The organism is Paenibacillus sp. UMB4589-SE434 (assembly GCF_030226685.1).
GTDB lineage: Bacteria > Bacillota > Bacilli > Paenibacillales > Paenibacillaceae > Paenibacillus_B.
On the sequence record NZ_JASOYK010000001.1, the window covers coordinates 525,459 to 545,038 of the forward strand.

Annotated in this window: 20 protein-coding genes; 12 read left to right on the plus strand and 8 right to left on the minus strand. The window is 44.7% G+C overall.

Features of this window, described 5'->3' with window-relative positions:
* The first annotated feature begins 88 nt into the window (after positions 1-88).
* Positions 89-2,131, plus strand: a complete 2,043-nt coding sequence (locus QP775_RS02520; RefSeq protein ID WP_239327462.1) for a sensor histidine kinase — start codon at positions 89-91, stop codon at positions 2,129-2,131.
* Positions 2,132-2,165: 34 nt separating this feature from the next.
* Here the strand turns inward: QP775_RS02520 and QP775_RS02525 are convergent, their stop codons facing one another.
* From QP775_RS02525 to QP775_RS02540, 4 genes are all read right to left on the minus strand, one after another.
* Positions 2,166-2,486: a helix-turn-helix domain-containing protein gene (locus QP775_RS02525; RefSeq protein WP_239327463.1), complete on the minus strand. Its 321-nt coding sequence runs from the start codon at positions 2,484-2,486 to the stop codon at positions 2,166-2,168.
* Positions 2,487-2,882: 396 nt separating this feature from the next.
* Positions 2,883-3,116, minus strand: a complete 234-nt coding sequence (locus QP775_RS02530) for a 3-dehydroquinate dehydratase (protein WP_239327464.1) — start codon at positions 3,114-3,116, stop codon at positions 2,883-2,885.
* Between the two features lie 225 nt (positions 3,117-3,341).
* Positions 3,342-3,632 carry a YxcD family protein gene (locus tag QP775_RS02535; protein WP_239327757.1) on the minus strand — a complete coding sequence of 97 codons (291 nt, stop codon included), beginning with the start codon at positions 3,630-3,632 and terminating at the stop codon, positions 3,342-3,344.
* Positions 3,632-4,075 carry a hypothetical protein gene (locus QP775_RS02540; RefSeq protein ID WP_239327465.1) on the minus strand — a complete coding sequence of 148 codons (444 nt, stop codon included), beginning with the start codon at positions 4,073-4,075 and terminating at the stop codon, positions 3,632-3,634. The genes QP775_RS02535 and QP775_RS02540 overlap by 1 nt, the downstream gene beginning before the upstream one ends.
* A gap of 130 nt (positions 4,076-4,205) precedes the next feature.
* Here QP775_RS02540 and QP775_RS02545 point away from each other — a divergent pair, with 130 nt between their 5' ends.
* Positions 4,206-4,751: a DUF309 domain-containing protein gene (locus tag QP775_RS02545; RefSeq protein ID WP_285103338.1), complete on the plus strand. Its 546-nt coding sequence runs from the start codon at positions 4,206-4,208 to the stop codon at positions 4,749-4,751.
* A gap of 88 nt (positions 4,752-4,839) precedes the next feature.
* On the opposite strand, the gene QP775_RS02550 is transcribed toward QP775_RS02545, so the two are convergent.
* Positions 4,840-5,382 carry a PadR family transcriptional regulator gene (locus tag QP775_RS02550; protein ID WP_239327467.1) on the minus strand — a complete coding sequence of 181 codons (543 nt, stop codon included), beginning with the start codon at positions 5,380-5,382 and terminating at the stop codon, positions 4,840-4,842.
* Positions 5,383-5,583: 201 nt separating this feature from the next.
* On the opposite strand from QP775_RS02550, the gene QP775_RS02555 reads away from it, so the two are divergent.
* Complete coding sequence (locus QP775_RS02555) at positions 5,584-6,720, plus strand: CobW family GTP-binding protein (RefSeq protein ID WP_285103340.1); 1,137 nt, start codon at positions 5,584-5,586, stop codon at positions 6,718-6,720.
* 306 nt (positions 6,721-7,026) lie between these two features.
* Here QP775_RS02555 and QP775_RS02560 read toward each other — a convergent pair whose 3' ends face one another.
* Both QP775_RS02560 and QP775_RS02565 read right to left on the minus strand, forming a co-directional pair.
* Positions 7,027-7,656 (minus strand): beta-class carbonic anhydrase, encoded by a 630-nt coding sequence (locus QP775_RS02560; protein WP_239327469.1) that lies wholly within the window; start codon positions 7,654-7,656, stop codon positions 7,027-7,029.
* 26 nt (positions 7,657-7,682) lie between these two features.
* Complete coding sequence (locus QP775_RS02565; RefSeq protein ID WP_285103342.1) at positions 7,683-8,015, minus strand: iron-sulfur cluster biosynthesis family protein; 333 nt, start codon at positions 8,013-8,015, stop codon at positions 7,683-7,685.
* Positions 8,016-8,139: 124 nt separating this feature from the next.
* Between QP775_RS02565 and QP775_RS02570 the strand changes: the two genes are divergently transcribed.
* On the plus strand, positions 8,140-9,651 hold the full coding sequence (locus tag QP775_RS02570) for a carboxypeptidase M32 (protein ID WP_285103344.1): 1,512 nt from the start codon (positions 8,140-8,142) through the stop codon (positions 9,649-9,651).
* 154 nt (positions 9,652-9,805) lie between these two features.
* Here the strand turns inward: QP775_RS02570 and QP775_RS02575 are convergent, their stop codons facing one another.
* Positions 9,806-10,909, minus strand: coding sequence for a nitric oxide synthase oxygenase (locus QP775_RS02575; RefSeq protein ID WP_239327472.1), 1,104 nt, complete (start codon positions 10,907-10,909; stop codon positions 9,806-9,808).
* Positions 10,910-11,132: 223 nt separating this feature from the next.
* Here QP775_RS02575 and QP775_RS02580 point away from each other — a divergent pair, with 223 nt between their 5' ends.
* The 8 genes from QP775_RS02580 (at position 11,133) to QP775_RS02615 (ending at position 19,567) form a co-directional block, all read left to right on the plus strand.
* A complete protein-coding gene (locus QP775_RS02580; protein ID WP_239327473.1) occupies positions 11,133-13,751 on the plus strand; it encodes an FAD-dependent oxidoreductase in 2,619 nt (872 codons plus the stop codon).
* A gap of 97 nt (positions 13,752-13,848) precedes the next feature.
* Complete coding sequence (locus QP775_RS02585) at positions 13,849-14,109, plus strand: metal-sensitive transcriptional regulator (RefSeq protein WP_239327474.1); 261 nt, start codon at positions 13,849-13,851, stop codon at positions 14,107-14,109.
* 231 nt (positions 14,110-14,340) lie between these two features.
* A complete protein-coding gene (locus QP775_RS02590; protein ID WP_285103348.1) occupies positions 14,341-15,354 on the plus strand; it encodes an ABC transporter substrate-binding protein in 1,014 nt (337 codons plus the stop codon).
* 36 nt (positions 15,355-15,390) lie between these two features.
* A complete protein-coding gene (locus QP775_RS02595) occupies positions 15,391-16,185 on the plus strand; it encodes an ABC transporter ATP-binding protein (RefSeq protein WP_285103350.1) in 795 nt (264 codons plus the stop codon).
* A 43-nt stretch (positions 16,186-16,228) separates the two neighbouring features.
* A complete protein-coding gene (locus QP775_RS02600) occupies positions 16,229-17,011 on the plus strand; it encodes an ABC transporter permease (RefSeq protein ID WP_481857244.1) in 783 nt (260 codons plus the stop codon).
* A gap of 146 nt (positions 17,012-17,157) precedes the next feature.
* Entirely contained in the window at positions 17,158-17,661 is a 504-nt protein-coding gene (locus tag QP775_RS02605) for a GNAT family N-acetyltransferase (protein ID WP_239327478.1), read from the plus strand.
* A gap of 141 nt (positions 17,662-17,802) precedes the next feature.
* The gene (locus QP775_RS02610) at positions 17,803-18,441 is read left to right on the plus strand and encodes a GTP pyrophosphokinase (protein WP_285103353.1); all 639 of its coding nucleotides are present in this window, start codon (positions 17,803-17,805) and stop codon (positions 18,439-18,441) included.
* A gap of 103 nt (positions 18,442-18,544) precedes the next feature.
* Positions 18,545-19,567: an aromatic acid exporter family protein gene (locus QP775_RS02615; RefSeq protein WP_285103355.1), complete on the plus strand. Its 1,023-nt coding sequence runs from the start codon at positions 18,545-18,547 to the stop codon at positions 19,565-19,567.
* The last annotated feature ends 13 nt before the right edge of the window (positions 19,568-19,580 follow it).

Consider the following 19,580-nt stretch of genomic DNA (forward strand, 5'->3'; position numbering starts at 1 on the left):
AAATGAATTGCGGTGATATACAATGAGAAAAAGCAGGAGGTGCAGAACGATTAGACGCATATCATTTCATATAATTGTAGCCCTAGTAGTGGTTACTATATTGCTAGTTCAACTCATCAGCGATGTATCTCAGCGCAAGCTTGCACCTCAATCCTTATTTGGCGTGATGGATCTTCGCTCCTGGGACTTTGCCAAAGACGGCTCAGTTTCATTAAAAGGCAAGTGGGAGTTTACATGGAAAGAACTAGTGCGGCCGGATCAATTCTCGAATCCAACGAGGGAGCGCCAATATGTGCAAGTACCCACGTCCTGGAATCAAATGATCTTAAACGATTGGCCATTAAGCGGAACAGGATATGCGACTTATCGGATACAGATTCTTAAAGACAAAGAAGCCGGGATGTTGGGAATCTGGCTGCCTGCCATATACACATCATACAAAGTATGGATTAATGGCCACCCCTTTGTCAGTGAAGGGAAAGTGGGGGATGAACCGGAAAAAGCAGTCCCCGGCATGAAACAGCGTCTTGCTATGATGGTGTTTGATGATGAAATATTGGATATTGTTATACAGGTCTCTAATTATTCCTATGTCAAAGGCGGGATGTGGCAAGCACCCGAAATCGGATCAACCGAGCAGATGATTCGCAAAAGTAAAATGGAAACCGTAAGAGATGCGGTCCTCTTCGGATGTCTCTTTATTGTTGGCCTTTATCATCTGGGTATGTTCCTAGAAAGAAGGCAAGATGTATTCACTTTCCATTTTGGACTGCTATGTGTTGCGATCTCACTTCGTATCTTAGCGGTCGGGGATATGCTGTTGTATAACTGGTTTCCATGGATCCCTTGGGACAGCGTGGTAAGGCTTGATTACTGCTTGACGATATGCGCCGTAATGTGCGGTGTTAGTTACGTCAAGACATTGTTTATAAAAGAGTCTCATCGAACGTTGTACCGCTTTATTTTGATTGTGGGCATGGTGCTATTCGGTTTAACACTTGCGTTATCGACGATCGTGTTTACGTCTTGGATGCTTCTCTATCAGGTCTACATTGTCATTGCGATGTTGTTTATGTTGTCTGTTACGATTAAGGCTGTACTGAGACAACGTCTAGGTGCAACGATAGCTTTAATCGGGTTTACCGTGTTCTGTGTGCTCATAATTAATGATTTGCTTTACTATCAGGAACTTGCTCCAATAAGGGATTTGTCTCCTATCGGACTTGTCATTTGTGTATTTATGCAATCGCTGATGATATCGATGCGCTATTCTAATGCTATGGAGGAAGTGGAGTCCGTGTCCAGTGAGCTGCGTGAACTAAATACGGGTCTAGAACAGAGGATTCAAGTCCGCACAGGGGAATTGCTCCATATGAATGAGAATCTGGAACAGAAAAATAAAGAACTGGAGCGAATGGAAAATTCACGCAGGCACTTGCTGACCAATATATCGCACGATCTTAGAACACCGATGACATTGATTCGCGGCTACTTAGAAGCGCTTCATGACGACGTTATTAATGAACCTGCTGAGCAAAAAAAATATGTCAAGCTAATGCTCAACAAAATTAATAGTTTGAATCATCTCATCGGCGATTTGTTCGAACTGTCTAAGCTGGAAGCGAGGGAAGTACAGGTTACGATGGAGGATATGCTGCTAGAGCATTTTATTTCACACATTGAAGAACATTACGAGTTGGAATTACGTAGACGTGGTTTCTTATTTGCCTGTTATAACTTAACCTATCGGGATGCACCGCCGGTAAGCTTACATTTGCGTATAGATATCGATCGGATGACTCAGGTGTTTGACAACCTTATTTATAATGCAGTCAAATTTACACCTGCCGGCGGCACAATTAGTATCCGGGTTCAATATGTTGCGTACAAATCGTGCATTCACTTGGAAGTTACCGATACGGGTATCGGAGTGGACTCAGAAGATTTACCTTACATCTTTGATCGCTTCTACAAAAAGGACAAATCAAGAAATTCATCTTCTGGAGGCAGCGGTCTGGGACTTTCTATTGCGAAAGAAATTGTAGAACTGCATCATGGATCGATCTGGGCTACAAGTATGCAGGGACAGGGATGCACGTTTCATATTGAACTGCCTGCGCGATTGCAGTAGCAATCTGAGGTTGTCCAAAAGATGTTTGTTTGTATTATTTTAACTCGGAATGCTTCATGACATGCTGCATCATACTTAACGTTTGCTCACGTGAATGTTCGTCCATCGATTGCCACATTTGAAGAAGTCGCTGTGTTTCAACAGGCTGTTTATCCTGATTATCCGCATTCACCAAATAATCAATGGATACGTCAAAAAGAACTGCTAGTTTACGAATTGTATCGTAAACAGGCTGACGACTGTTGATCTCGTAATGACTGTATGCGGAACGTGTAACTCCGATATGCCGGGCGACTTCTTCTTGAGACAATTTACGAGACATCCGCAGTCTGCGTAAGCGCTCTCCAATTGTCATTCACTTTACTCCTTTTTTGTTCATGATAATGCTGCAGTAGGAATAGGGCACTATTTGTAATGTATGATACAATATGTATCGTGTCAAGAAAATTATTTTTACTGTGTGCAGAAATAAGGCCTTAATCAGATGAGGTGCAATATTTACCATATTATAAAGACCTCGACTTGGTAATCAGGTGTGACCCAATACAAAAACGGCGTATCTTCCAAAAGAAGATACGCCGAATGTTTGCAAAATAATTTGTACAGTGGTTAAATAAGAGTTGTGTTCATGTATATAGGTTAGCTAAGTAGCATGCTGGGCTATATACGTTCGTAATTTACATTGTGCCTTATCCAACTGCCGAATCAACCTCGATGCGGTCGTGCAGTATACAACCTGATCATGTGTGTACTAGTAGAGCGAGAGGGCTAGTGTGTCGTTTTCTCTGCGAGAATGAAGTATCGCTTCTGACCCTACGATCTCGATACTGATTAATGTCTCCAGGCAAGTCTTAATGGCTCTTTTACCAGAATTGAGCTTCCGATTAAGTGCGTCTTTAAGTAGTGAAAATGTATTTTTGTGGGACACGGTTGTACAGAATACAGGTATTTTACGATCTTGGAAATCAATATATACAGTTTTCATTCATATCGGCCTCCTGTTTCATTCTATTTCTCTTGTTATTATCTTAAGGGGTGAACATTAAATTCACCTTAAAAACTGGCTACAATGTTGTTACAAAACGGCTTTTTTTGAAAAATAATTCGTCATTTTCATAGAGAAAAGGTATTGCTAATAGAAGAAAACGGCTGCTTCCTAGATGATTATGATTCATCTTGGAGCAGCCGTTTTATACGTTGGTATAGTGGACTAGCTCAATTGAACGTCTGCCCACATTTCCTCATCGTTTACCTGGAGCTGAATCTGTGAACGGAAGACACGCTGCCCATGTGTGTTATAAACATATTGTTCTAATGCTTCCAGCATATTAGTCTCGACAATATATTGCTGTCTGCCCTGCACCCATACTTGAGCAGAGAATCCATGTTCTTCATCCCAACACAGTTCAACCTCGATATCAGAAGGCTGAACTTGTCTACGCATCGCCATATTGAGGCAGATTGCATTCACAATTTCATCCATCGTCAAGGTTAAATTCATTAGTTCCACCGTCCGTCATTAGATGCTGGCTTACGGCGCTCACGCCACTTGCGAACAAACATCGAGATGACCATAACTAACACGATCAAAGCGATTACGTTCAGCATTAAGCCTAGAATTTCCCCCATCATTCCCATGTTGCCGAATAGCCCGCCAAATAGAAGCCCAGCAAGACCACCAATCATCAAGCCTTTCATTAAGCTTCCACCACTAAAGAAACCCCGTTTAGCTGTTGTTCCCGTATTTGTGTTTTTATTGGTCGAGTTGTTTACATTCGACTTGTTGTTGGTGGAATTGGAAGTACCTGAGTTGGATTTGCTCGTAGACGGATTATATTTCTTGACTCCTGAGCTGAATCCTCCTCGTTTAGCATCTACAACTCCTGGTGCTGTTACAGCGAACAGAAGTGCGACTACCAAAAAGACCGACATCCATTTGCGCATGATTTGCCTCCTCTAGAAGAATGGTTACCGTTTCGACATGCTTTACGTTTTCAACACACAAATGGTTTCAAAAAGATGATGGGATTTGTTACAATAGTCATAGACGGTAACTGCCAAGGAGGGAAGCACCATGTATGCAGATGGCTATATTCAATATTTGGTGGAATTCCACGTCACACGTGACTGGTTTGAATGCCATGAGATTATGGAAGAGATGTGGAAGCAGGAAACAGATGCTGATCTCCAGCAGACTTGGCTCGTGCTCATACGTTTGGCGGTGGGGTTATATCATGAACGACGAGGGAACTTGCCGGGCGCAGAGAAGATGTATCGTCAAGTTGAGGATAGTATACGGTCGATTGATTGGAAAGGTCTTGGCATAGAGGGGGATAAGTTAACATATATGGTGGGTCAGCGATTGAAGAAAACGGAACACCTTATGATGTCCTCAGAACGTGTCCGCTCTGATCGTGTATTTGAGACGATGAACTTGCCTATTGATGATCCCCATTTGTTGAAGCAGTGCCAGATTTATTGCAATAAGCACGGCTTAGGCTGGAATCTAGCAGACACGGACTTTACGGACGAACTGATCCATCGTCATCGTCTTCGGGATCGTTCCGATGTTATAGCAGCAAGACAGGCTGCGCTTAATCGAAGACTTCCTAACTGCTAACCTACAAGTGGGAAGTGGCTGCAAGAATATCAAATAACCGCAGAGTTCATTCACTCACTCTGCGGTCTTAGGACTCATATATAAGATGTTATTCGTCTTCACTAGTTGCTTCTAGCATTGTAACCACCCAGCGGCACCATTTAATCTGAGCTTCCGCTAATGTGATAGCGCGATTCAGTAAGATATAATCGCCGAAATGCAAGGAGCGAGCATGACGCTCGTTCTCAGGGATACGAGAAAGCAGTTTCTCATAATAAGCAATCTTAGTGTCTAGCTGTTTGAGTCGCGTTAAGAACAAAGGGATGGCAATGTTACGATCAGTCATCCATATACATTGTGCCTTCAGACTAAGCTCGTCCCGCGTCGCAGCATCTGCTGGCGCCTCCCCGAGCCAATTCATCACGGCCTTAGTTCCACTCTCAGTAATGGAATATACTTTCTTGTCTGGTTTATCTCTTTGTTCAATGCGTACGAATTGGACGAAGCCTTCGCGCTCAAGCTTGGCAAGAAGCGGATAGATCTGGCTATGCTTGGCCTGCCAGAAAGGCTGAATCCGCAGCATTAAATCATAACCGGAGCAAGACTCCCGGGCCAGTAGTCCAAGCAGTCCATACGATAAAGTGTTTAACATAAATGAATCCCCCCAATTCAACTGTTGGTGCCACTAAAGTTCCCCTGCTAGATAAACAAACATAATATTCATTTTGATTATATGAAAAAAATTACATAAATTCAATGGGTGATTGCTAAAATAGTCTAGATAAGGGTAAAGTGTCTTGCGCTGCCAACGAGGAAGGTTGTATCATGTGATGAGACTTTATTGTACAACATGATGGGGGATAATGATATGATTTCATCCATATCTGATGAGAATGCAGTTAGACAGGATATACCTGTTATTATATTAGCTGGGTTTCTAGGAAGCGGCAAGACGACATTGCTCCAACAGCTTCTGGCTTGGAGCTTGGAAGCTGGACTCACCCCGGCCGTTATTATGAACGAAGTTGGCGATGTCAATTTGGATGGCCAATTGCTGCCAGAACAGGTTCCGATGGAGGAACTGTTAAGCGGATGTATATGCTGCTCTATTCGGGGAGACTTTGGCGTCAAACTGCACGAATTGGTGTCCGAGCAGGCTCCAGATGTTATATATGTAGAGTGTACAGGCATCGCAGAACCGATGGAGCTTGTGGACACATTAACTGAGGTATCGTTATATGCTCCAGTACAATTGACACAGATTGTTACGCTGGCAGATACCGTCCAATTAGCCGATCAAGTATTTCCCCCGTCCGATGCGACGCGAGCCCCATCTAAGAAATTGGAGCGTCTTCTGCGTGAACAGGTGCGTGCAGCTAACGTGCTTGTGTTGAATAAATGTGATCTGCTGTCCGATGAAGAGGCAAATCGTGTCGAAAGCCATGTGTGTGCTTGGAATGAAACTGCCGTTAGGGTGCGAACAAGCAAGGCGATTGTGCCGCGATCAGTGTGGGAGCATGGCTTACTGACATCGCAGCAGCTAAGCAGCGACTTTATGTCAACACGTGTATCACAGGTGTCTTCCGACGAACGCAACGTTTGTACGTGCAACATGCATAAGGACGATGAACAGTATCATTCTGCTATTAGGAAAGAAGCGAGTCCCGAGCATACGTGCTCAATCCATCGTTCTCGTCAATCTTCCCATGCTCATGTGACTGTGTGGACGCACCCAATCGATAAGCCGCTCGACAGTGAACGATTCGAGCAATGGCTGATGGACCTTCCACAAGAAGTGTACCGTGCCAAAGGAATTGTAAGTTTCACCGATACATCTAAACGCTACATGTTCCAATATGCGTATCGTGCTACCGAGTTTATTCCGATTATGCCACAAGGCCAAGTGGATGATGTTATTGTGCTAATTGGGGAACAGATGAATGCGGATCAACTATACAAGCGACTGTCAGCTTGTATGGATGAAGTCTAATTAGTGAGCTGTTTGTGAGGTGTTAATAAGCCGTCCAGAGCTGAGCTTCTTTAGAAGTTTAGTTCTGGACGGCTTTTACATTTGCAGAGCTTAATGAGCCTGTAGGCACTGTTATAGGTGAGGTTTCACAACAATAACGGGATGGACGCAAGTGGGGAGGTTGGGTGTAGAATGTTGGGGGAACCGTGGAACTTAATGAGGGTAGAGTCGCTATCTTCTTCTGGATAAAATGGTTATAATTACAATTATAGCACACATAAAAAAGGAGTTGCGTTCAACTCCTTTTTTATGTGTACACGACAGTAATTATCTAGTTGCTGAAGGAGAAGGAGGGATATCTGTTGACGCACCGTTAGAAGACTTCTTCTCTTCCAAATAACGATATCCATCAGCGATCCATTCTAAAGCACCCGTCTCGGGATGAATCAGCATGCCATGTACTGGAATGTCAGAAGGTAGAAGCGGGTGGTTGCGTAAGATACGCACACTGTTCAGCACTCCTTCATGCACGTTATCGAATCCACGCAGCCAATGATGAAGCTTAATGCCAGAGTTTGTCAATGTATCCAGGACAACATCATCAACTCCGCGTTCCTTTGCTTGATCGATAATATGCTGCGAGTTCAAACCCGTCATGCCGCACTCATAATGGCCGACAACCATAACCTCGTTGGCCTCCAACTCGTAGATCGCTACTAAAACGCTGCGCACGACACTACCAAAAGGCTGAGATATAATTGCCCCAGCATTTTTTATGATTTTGGCATCCCCATTTCGCAAATTCATCGCTTTAGGAAGAAGCTCCACAAGTCTTGTATCCATACATGTAAAGATAACCATCTTTTTGTCGGGAAACTTGTTCGTTAAATATTGCTCGTACTCGCGGTTACTGACAAACTGTTCGTTATATTCTAAGATTTCAAACATGTTGGACATTGATTTCCCTCCTACGCATTAATTAACTAAGTATGACGTTTGTCTATACAAGCCACATGCACCGAATAAATTTGCTGATTGCTCGACAATTTATAGTATCCGCTTCCTTGCGTATATAATCGCATCTGTTCTTCAAAGAAGACCGTTTGATGTCGATCAATGACGATAGGGAAGGGTGCATTGGTCAGAATCGAAACGTCAAATGCTGACGGTTCAGATACCAGCCATAGACTTGGCACGCCGTTTACGGCACAGCCGCAACCATCAGTATCATAAATGAGCTTTAATATTCCTGTTCCGTTCAACTGCTGCTCAATCGCTTCGATAGCGGCTTCCGTCAGCTGTAGATCGATGTTCATACAAGAGTTCAGCTCCTTTATGCAATAGCAATGAAAATTTCATGTGCTTTTGAAAGTTGATTATAAGCCTTACACAGCGTATCATCAAGAGGCAGGTTCAATTTGATACCGAGGTGATCGAAGCATGAGTACAACACAATCAGAGACAATTCAAAAGTTTCGAGATATCGTGACGAAGTTGAAGTCTTACGAAGAAGCGATAGGTCTGATGTATTGGGACTTGCGTACAGGCGCTCCACGCAAAGGTGCGCAGATGCGTTCGGAGACGATTGGAATGTTGTCTACCGATATGTTTAAGCTGGGCATTTCCGAGGAGATGGGACTGTGCTTGGATGCTTTGGAAGCGGATCTAGAGCAGTTGGATGCGACTACACGTAAGCTCGTAATAGAGGCAAGAAAGGAATACAACCGCAACAAGCTCATTCCTCCACAGCTTTATCAAGAATACATCGTGTTAACCTCCAATGCGGAGACCGTGTGGGAAGAAGCAAAGGCCAATCAAGATTTTGAAATGTTTAAACCTTACATAAGAGACATCGTAAAGATGAATCAGAAGTTTATTGACTACTGGGGTGCGAAAGAGACGCGGTATGATACGCTGCTTGATATGTACGAGCCGGGAATGACGGTAGCTAAGCTGGATGCGATCTTCAGCAAGCTCCGCGATCAGCTGGTTCCATTGGTACAGGCAGTCCAGCATTCAGACAATAAGCCGGAGCACGGTTTCCTAGATCAATCTTTTGACATAGAAGGTCAGAAACAATTCAGTAACTTTATTCTAAAGCAAATCGGCTTCAACTTTGATGCAGGCCGTCTTGACGAGAGTGTCCATCCATTTGCGACAGGACTCAATCCGGGTGATGTTCGGATTACAACCAATTACTTACCAAATGACGTAGCAAGTGCTGTATTCAGTTCGCTGCATGAAGGTGGACATGCTCTGTATGAGCAAAATATCCGTGAGGATCTGGCGCGCACGCCTCTCTGCACGGGTACCTCGATGGGGATTCATGAGTCACAATCCCGTTTTTGGGAAAATTTAATAGGACGCAGCAGTCTGTTCTGGTCGCGCTACTTTGCAGATCTGCAAAAAGTATTTCCAGAGCAGCTTGGTGCTGTGGAAGTTGAGCAGTTCTATCGGGCAATCAATCGTATCGAACCGTCACTTATTCGCATTGAAGCCGATGAAGTAACTTATAACCTTCATATTATTATCCGCTACGAAATTGAGAAGATGCTGTTTAATGACAATCTGTCCGTAGACGATCTGCCTGACGTGTGGAATGAGAAATATGAAAGCTACCTGGGAGTGAAACCTTCTCACAATGGCGAGGGTGTGCTGCAGGATGTGCATTGGTCCAGCGGTGGTTTTGGATATTTCCCTTCTTATTCACTCGGAAACATGTATGGAGCGCAAATGATGAACAAGCTCCGTCAGGTCATGCCTGATGTGGACGAACGCATTGCTAGGGGAGACCTGCTGCCGATCAAAGAGTGGTTATCAGAGCATGTCTATCAGTATGGAAAATTGCTGACACCATCTGAAATCATTGAACGTATGACAGGTGAAGCGTTAAATCCACAATATCTGGTTGACTATCTTACTGCAAAGACGAAGGATGTATATGGTTTTTAAACGATATGACATCGTTTGACAAAGCAGTCTAGGTTGTTGCTTGTGCGGCACGATTTATATTTATAGCAGTTATAATAAGACTCTGCCTGTCGGATATCAAAGCCGATAAGCAGGGTCTTATTATATTGATGAGCTTAGGGTTTGGCCAAGTCTATCATTTTGATGGTTTACTTTTATAAAAGAAGTTAGGGGAATTCCAGGTGTTGTCATAGCTTTGATGAAAAATGGAAGTTGCAGCCGGAGACATGGGAGGGATAAGCCAAGTCCAGTCCCCAGTTATCGTTCGTCCTTCTGTTTGTTCTCGCTGCTCGAACTGCTTGAACTGGCGAGCAGCAGTATGATGATCAACGATACTTACACCTGCTTGCCTATAAGAATGAAGAACTGCTGCATTTAATTCAACTAGCGCTCGATCTTTCCACAAATTGATGTTGGAATGGGTGGAAAAGCCCATGTATTCAGCAACAACCGGCAGCAAATTATAACGTTCTTCATCTGCCAGATTGCGGGCGCCAATCTCGGTTCCCATATACCAGCCATTAAATGGCGCGGTATCATACCATAATCCACCCATCTCCAACCTCATGTTTGATACGATTGGTACAGCGTACCATTTCCAATTAAACGCACTGAACCATGCATATTCAGGGTGGGTAAGCGGAACTTCAAGTACATCTGGTTCTGGAATGTTTCTCCATACTGGTTCATCTTGCCCCCATTGGATGACAAGCGGCAGCAGATCAAAGGCACCGCCTTGGCCTCGCCAGCCCAATCGTTGGCACTGTGCTGTCAGTTCAACAGAAATAGGATCTCCGATCACACTATCAGCAGTCTTGTATCCAGCATAACGAATAAGCTGATCATTACAAATCTGCCAGCCATCCTCATGATCTTGATGGGATTTAAAGACAGTTATCGTGGGCCGAATTTGGCCACTATTAGTCGCATAACGGATATGTTCAAGCAGGGCATCAAAGTATTCGTCTGCTGTAGCCGCATGTCGCTGATCTATCACATGCAGCGTGTTCCAAAATAGCCTGCCGATACAACGATTGCTGTTGCGCCACGCCATTTTCGCCCCATGAATAAGTTCTTCGCTAGTATGTTCATACGTTCCAGTCTCGGCTATACGGGTTCGAATATCGGCCAGTCGGTGTTCCGTATATTCATCGGCAAGTTGCAATTCCGAATGACATGTTCGAATAAACAGTTCAGCTTGTCTATATAGAGAGGCTGTTTCATTTGGTATTAAAGTCATTAGGTTCCCCTCCCTGCGACAGATAAAATCATAATGACAGATTAACATAAAGTAGTGATTCCAAAACATCAGAAATGACACAAATTAATGACAGGTTGACGTGTTGTACACTGCATGTTACTATACCCATGGGGGTATAAATTACACGCTCAATAATACCCCATAGGGTATTTTATAAAATAACAATGATGTGAAGAGAGGCCAGGTGCTGCACATGTCACAGATGAAGAAAACAACAACTCAAGATGAGCCGGTTGTACAAACGAAAAATTCAAATGAGCAAGGACGTACTATAGTAATTGTTGGAGGAGTAGCAGGGGGAGCTTCTGCCGCAGCAAGGCTCCGCCGAATGAATGAGACCGATCATATTATTATGATTGAGCGCGGCGAGCATATTTCATTTGCCAACTGCGGATTGCCATATTACATTGGCGGTTCCATAACAGACCGCAACAAGCTATTGGTACAAACGGTAAAAGGTCTTTCTGATCGCTATGCAATTGAAGTGCGCATCTGGAGCGAGGCCGTTTCCATTGATCGAGAGCGTCAAATTTTAAGCATAAAAAATGTTCAGGACGGAACGGCATATGAACAGCCTTATGATATTTTAGTATTATCACCTGGTTCAAAGCCAATACGTCCTAATTTCCCAGGCATTGATGAAGCAGACAACATATTTACGCTCCGGAATATCCCAGATACGGATTTGATAAAGTCACATGTCGATCAGCACGGCACACGGAAGGCAGTCGTAATTGGCGGCGGATTTATTGGTGTGGAAATGGCAGAAAATTTACGAGAACGCGGCATACAAGTGACATTAGTTGAGAAATCGGAACAGGTTATGAATCCGCTGGATCAAGAAATGGCAGCGATAGTGCACCAGCATATGCGAGATCACGGTGTAGAACTGCTGCTTGGCCAAGGGGTACAGGCTTTTGAACAGCAAGGGCATGTTGTTGTGTTGGATAGTGGACTCAAATTGGATACGGACATGACAATACTAGCCATTGGCGTTCAACCTGAGAATCAGCTTGCTGTTACGGCGGGATTGGATACGGGGGTAAGAGGCGCGATCCGTGTGAATGAGCAGCTCCAAACAAGTGATCCTCATATTTATGCGGTTGGTGATGTCATTGAAGTGAAGGATGCGGTTAATGGGCAGCCAACATACGTGCCGCTTGCATGGGGAGCAAACCGTCAAGGTCGTCTCATTGGAGATATTTTAAATGGAAGATCTGTCAGCTACAAAGGCGCATACGGTACGGCGATTGCGAAAGTATTTCAACTAACTGCTGCATCCACAGGCAATAATGAAAAAGTATTGCAGCGATCTGAAATAGCCTATCGTGTTGTGCATACACACCCATTGTCACATGCAGGCTATTACCCTGGGGCAGCCTCTATGTCATTAAAGCTCTTATTTTCTCCTGAGGATGGTCGCATATTGGGTGCGCAAGGTGTCGGCATGGCGGGGGTGGACAAGCGGATTGATGTGATCGCGACGGCAATGCGCGGCGGACTTAGCGTATACGATTTGTCAGACCTTGAACTTAGCTATGCACCGCCTTACTCCTCGGCGAAGGACCCTGTTAATATGTTAGGCTACATCGCCTCCAATATGATGGATGACTTGGTGGATACAGTCCAGTGGAATGAAGTGGATGCCTTAATCAGTCAAGGTGCTACTGTGATAGATGTGCGTGAGCCTATTGAAGTTCAGGCTGGACATATAGAGGGAACGATCAACATCCCGCTTCATCAATTACGAGCACAAGCGGAGAAGCTTCCCAAGAATGAAACTGTTTATGTGTCATGTCAGGTTGGCTTGCGCGGGTATGTTGCTGCACGTATGCTGTCACAACAGGGCATCCAGGTCCGAAACATCGATGGCGGATATAAAACGTATGCAACGATGGTTAAGGAACGGATCAGCCGTGCGTCGGGTGGAGGAACTTCAGGACAGGCAGCCTCGTCAGGTGAACCCGACAATGATCAGGGAGAGAGGCGCGCTGAACATACGGAGAAAATAGCCCCGTCAGATCCTAATCAACTGACTGCACACAAAGTAGTGGATGCGCGGGGACTTCAATGCCCAGGTCCCATTATGCAGCTGTATCAGGCCGTGCAAAGTCTGGAGGCAGGTCAGGTCGTGCATATAATGGCAACCGATCCTGGCTTTCGTTTGGATGCTCAGAAGTGGAGCGAAAAGACCGGGAATACACTACTGCACGCTGAGATGAAGGATGGTCAAGTTCATGTTTATATTCAAAAGGGAGCTCATGCTGCTTCACTGATGGAGCCCCCAGCAGCTGGCAGCTGCAATGCTAGTTCCAAGCTGCCTGCCGAAGTTGCATCGAACCAGCGGTCCGCTGATTCGGCTACGATGGTTGTATTCAGCGGAGAGTTGGACAAAGCGATCGCATCGTTTATTATAGCTTCAGGGGCAGCTGCTATGGGCAAGAAAGTGACGATGTTCTTCACATTCTGGGGCTTATCCATTCTAAAGAGGTCTGACGCGCCGCGGACAGATAAGGATACTTTCGGCAAAATGTTTAGTATGATGCTGCCTGGCAGCGCTAAGCAATTGCCATTATCGAAGATGAACTTTGGCGGCATTGGACCGAAAATGATTGAAACGATGATGGCACGTAAAAATGTCGACAGTCTGGAAACGTTAATGAACAATGCGATGGAGGCGGGTGTCAAGTTTGTCGCTTGTACCATGAGTATGGAGTTGATGGGTTTCACAGCCGATGAATTGCTGCCGGGTGTGCAGCTAGGTGGGGTAGCTACTTATTTAAGCGATGCGGACGATTCGGGCTTAAACTTATTTATATGAACCTCAATCCTAAGGTAAGTGGATGTTGATTGGTAAATGATAGGAACAAGAAAGTGATCAATATTAAATTTATTTTAATCAAAATGGAGTTCATACGATGGAATATAATGATGCTGTAAAAAACAGACTTAAGCGGGTAGAAGGACAAATTCGAGGCATTTTAAATATGATTGAGAAGGGGGAAGACTGCCGTAGTATTGTAACACAGCTTTCGGCGGTACGGACAGCGGTTGATCGTACGATAGGGGTCGTTATCGGCGAGAATCTCGCACATTGTATTCGGGAACAAGTTGAGGCAGGGCAAGATCCGGATGAGGTCATTCAGGAAGCAGTCGAATTAATCGTAAAGAGTCGATAGTGTGCCCAAAAAGGGTAATGTGATGTGAAGGCTGCTCATCACTTCAATAGGTGTAAAAAGAAGCTCCCGTGTATGACACGAGAGCTTCTTTTGTGTGTTCATCTGCGTTGTGCATCTTGAGCTGGCGCTGCAAGCTCTATTAACCAATAGGCGATTATCCGCATACGATGCACTAAGAACGACTTGCAACGAAACGGGAGTTGCAGGTGCAATGAAAGGAAGGGGTTCAGAATGCGGGCTTATAAAAGGGCAGGAAACGCTGTAGTTGTTGTTGTCCTGATCATGTCGGTTGTACTGAGCGCATGCAGCAGCAGCTCGGGAGCACGAGAGAAAGTTCGGCTGGGCGAAGTGGCAAGAACTATTTTTTATGCTCCGCAATACGTTGCGCTTTCTCAAGGCTTTTTTGCAGATGAAGGTCTGGATGTCGAACTGCAGACAACTGCGGGTGGCGACAAGACGATGACGGCACTTTTATCGGGTGTTATCGACGTTGCTTTGGTTGGTTCAGAGACATCAATCTATGTCTACCAGCAAGGGGCGGATGATCCCGTAATCAACTTCGCACAACTAACCGCGACGGACGGTACTTTTCTGATGGCAAGAAACAAGCAGGATACTTTTGAGTGGAACGATCTGAAAGGCAAGGCATTTCTAGGACAGCGAAAAGGCGGTATGCCGCAAATGGCAGGCGAATTTACGCTGCGGAAGCATCACATTAATCCTCATGAGGATCTGGAATTGATCCAAAACATTGATTTTGCAAATATTGCGTCTGCATATGCTTCTGGAACAGGAGAATATGTACAGCTTTTTGAACCGCAGGCGTCGATCTTTGAACAAGAAGGAAAAGGACATGTGGTGGCTTCGTTCGGGGTGGAAAGCGGAAAACTGCCCTATACCGCTTATATGTCAAAAGGAAGTTTTCTGAAGAAACATCCAAGCACAGCACAAAAATTTACGAACGCGCTCTATAAAGCACAGCTTTGGGTTGCTGACAATAGTACCGAGCGAATTGCTGAAGCCATTCTTCCTTACTTCAAAGACGCGGATCGTAACATTGTAATTCGTGCCGTGCAGCGGTATAAAGAGCAAGGTTCTTATGCATCCGATCCTTCTTTTGACCAAGAAGAGTGGAGCAACTTATTAGATGTACTGCGGACAGCAGGCGAGTTAAAGCAAGATGTCGCAATTGATAAGCTCGTGGACAATCAATACGCAGAGCATGCGCAGACTAACGTGAAATGAGAAGTGAGTGGATGATGAAGAAAGGAGGCGGTCTCCGTGCTTCCGACGGTCGAACTGCGTAATGTAACGCATGTATATGTCAATGAGAGAGAAGCTAAGCTCGCTGTCGAGCAGCTTTCAATCTCGATCGCGCCCGGCGAATTTGTCTCTCTTGTTGGACCGAGCGGATGCGGGAAGACGACACTGTTGTCGATTATAGCAGGACTTGTTAATCCGACAGAGGGCGATGTGTTAATTAATGGCGATCGCATAAAAGGAACGACACCTTATATAGGCTATATGCTGCAGCAGGATTATTTGTTTCCTTGGCGGACGATTATGGACAATGCATGCATAGGTCTAGAGTTAACAAAGCAGTTAAATGAAGTGACGAAGGAACGTGTACTTAATCTGCTTGACGGTATGGGGTTAGGCGGAACCGAGAAGTTGTACCCCCATCAATTGTCTGGCGGAATGAGACAACGAGTAGCGTTGGTACGGACCCTGGCGACGGAACCAGAGCTGCTGCTGCTAGATGAGCCGTTCTCAGCGCTTGACTATCAGACTAAGTTGCAGCTGGAAGATCTGATTGTGGAAACACTCAAGGCGCGTGAGAAAACGGCAGTGTTGGTGACACATGACCTGTCAGAAGCAATCGCAGTCAGTGACCGCGTCATCGTCTTGAACCGTGACCCTGGCAGTATGAGACGTTCGTTTCAAGTGCCAGAACCTATTCGGTCTGCACAGCCTTTCTATGCTAGAGAACAGCATGGATTCAATGATTTGTTCCACGAGGTATGGAAAGAATTAGAGGCATCAGATCGCAAGGTCAGGGGGAGAAACAATGCCTAACAATCGTGTGCCAGGCGCTCCATTTCGCTCCTCTTCGCTTGTGATGAAGACATATGATGATTTTCGTAAGCAACAGCGCAAGTTTAAACTTCAAGTATCGGCAACACAACTGCTTATCCTCGTTGTTTTTATTGCTCTATGGGAAATAGCAGGGCGACTAAAATGGATTGATCCTCTGCTCTTCAGCTTCCCTAGCAAAGTAGGATATCAGATCTGGAAAGATATGATTGACGGTAGCCTATGGCCCCATCTTGGTATGACGGTTGGCGAGACCATCGTTGGTTTTTTGCTGGGCACCGTGCTTGGAACGCTTCTTGCTATTGTTATATGGTGGTCCCGATTTCTTGCAAAAGTGCTTGATCCCTATATGGTTGTGTTTAACAGTATGCCCAAAGTAGCGCTTGGACCGTTGTTTATTGTTGGTTTTGGTCCTGGATTTACTGCTATTGTCGTGACCACACTATCTATCACGGTGATGATTACTACAATTGTTGTATATAACGCTTTCCGTGAAGTTGATCCAAATTATGTAAAGGTTGTTCAAGTATTTGGTGGCAGAAGAGACGTTATTTTTATGAAGGTCATTTTACCTGCGTCGTACCCCGCGATCGTTTCTACGCTAAAGGTCAACGTTGGTTTATCTTGGGTAGGTGTCATCGTTGGTGAATTTCTCGTATCCAAGGTTGGTCTTGGCTACTTAATTATATATGGTTTTCAAGTGTTTAATTTTACATTGGTGTTAGCTTCGCTTGTCCTCATAGCGATAGTGGCGACCTTTATGTATCAGATTGTGGATTATCTGGAACGTCGATGGCTGCAAAAGTAACTTTTGATAGCTGCCCTGCATCCATTTTTATGGAGCTGCGGGGCCTTCGTGCGCTGCCGATTCCAATTATTCGATTCCTGTTATAAAATGTTTAGGTGAGTGTTATTCGCAGTGGAGAACTTAGTACATGAAGGACGTGATCGCACATGTTGGACAACTTATCGATAAGAGACGCACAAAGGGACGATCTGGATGCGATTGTACATATTTATAATTCGACGGTATGGAGTCGATTAGTTACGGCTGATACTAGCCCTGTAACGGTACAGAGCCGCGAAGGGTGGTTCCAGGAGCATACACCAGACTTCAGACCACTGTGGGTTGTGGAACAGGACGGAGAAATATGTGCATGGTTCAGCTTTCAATCTTTCTATGGAAGACCAGCCTACAATGCGACGGCAGAAGTGAGCATTTATATTGACGAGCGCTACCGAGGACATGGTCTTGGCAAATATTTGTTGGAACGTGCGATGGAGGCCTGCCCTGAACTTGGAATCCGATCCCTGTTAGGTTTTATTTTTGGCCATAACGAGCCCAGCCTGGCCTTGTTTCAACGTTACGGTTTTGAGCAGTGGGCTTGCCTGCCCAAAGTAGCGGAGCTTGACGGGATTGAAAGAGATTTGATTATTGTAGGAAAAAGAGTCGGATAATCTTCAAGGAAGCTTAACAACTATCGCGAGGAAACTGATGATTGGACATGTTATAATAGCGACATCTTGTTAAGAAATAATAAGGGAATAATGATAACTGAGCCTATTTGCGAAGGGCAGCATCATGGAGGAGTCAGCAGGATGAAGTTGCAGGTAAACCGAATTGAAATGTTTGAATTGATTCAAAGATCATGGGGTGCCTTTTTTCATAAGTATGAGATGGCGTTGAATGAGCTCCAAAGTGATTTTCAAATTATTGACCTAGAGTGGAAAACCAAGTTCGGTTATTCGCCGATTGAGCATATGAAGGCACGTGTAAAAAATCCGTTGTCGCTTCTTAAGAAAATAGAGAAGAAGAACATACCGTTTAATCAAGCTGCTGTATGTGAGCAAATACGGGATATAGCAGGAATGCGAATCGTCACCACGTTTATTGATGACGTCTACATGCTGAAGCAGCATATCGAGAATCGTGAGGATATGCGTGTGGTTCAAGTGAAGGATTACATCGAGAACCCGAAGGCAAGTGGCTACAAGAGCTTACATTTGGTCGTAGAAACACAGGTGATTTTATCTGAAGAAGTATTGTGGGTACCTGCCGAAATCCAACTACGCACTTCCTCGATGGATTTTTGGGCTTCCACGGAGCACAAATTAAACTATAAGTATCAAGGCGGGGCAGTTCCGCAAGAGGCGAAGGATCAACTGGTTGAGTTGTCAAAGGCATCCTTCTCTTGGGACCAGCAGATGTCTGAGCTTCGTAATCAATTGCTGAAGTAGCGAGCGCTAAGCTCGCTTTTTCTGCGTTACACCAGGAACTAGAGGAATAAACGTTTAATTGATTTCGCAAGTAAAGGTGCTTATCAACACAATCTTTTACATCATGTTATTGAACGAAGGAGCACTCATCATGTTGTTTGGATTTGTCGGCTTTCGTGTGATCAAGACCGCGATTGCTGCTATTATGGCTATTTTGGTGGCGGAGCAGCTCGGCCTAAACAGCCATTTAGGAGCGGGGACGTTAGCAATATTGGCCGTAGATGTTACCCGAAAAAAGAGCTTGAGCTCAGTATCGTCTCGTTTCTTTGCTTCTATTGTTAGTCTTCTGGTTGCGTGGTTCTTATTTAAAGTGTTCGGTTTTTCACTTTGGGTATTGGCGGCTTATATTTTATTGACATTCCCTATTGTAGCTAAAATGAACTTTAAACAAGGTATTGTAACAAGTGCGGTTGTTGTGTTTCATTTGTATGCTTCGGGTGAGGCGACACTTGCATCCGTCTGGAACGAAGTACTGCTGCTCGTGTGCGGTCTTGGCTCGGCAACTCTTGTGAATATGGCCTATATGCCGAAGGAAGATGAGAAGTTGATTCAGGATCGAACAGATGTAGATAACAGCTTCTCCAGCATTTTTCTCCAAATCAGCTACAATTTGCGGGATACTACGTACGTATGGGACGGACATGAATTAATGGAGGCGGCAGCTAAGATTGATGACGGTATTGAAGTCGCTTCAAAAGCGTTGGAGAATCGTATTATGCCTACAGAGGAAACGAAGATTGAAGAACATTGGCTGCTTTATTTCTATATGAGAAAGTCTCAGCTTGACTCAATCCAAAGCATGCTGCTGCTTCTGGCGCAGATTTACCAGTCACTACCATACTGCCATCTTGTCGCAGATTTGTTTGAACAGCTGAGCGAGGATGTAAAGAATCCTCGTTACACCGGTAAGACAGAACGACTTCTCAATGAGCTGGAGCCGCAAATTAGAGAGATGGAACTGCCAAAGACTCGTGAAGAATTTGAGGTGCGGGCGGCTATTCTGCAGGTGTTCCGCGAGTTAAGAGACTACTTGAAGATAGCAAAGAAAGATAAAAAGGATACGCTGGATGGCGAAGTACATGAGTAATGTCTGCTGCAAG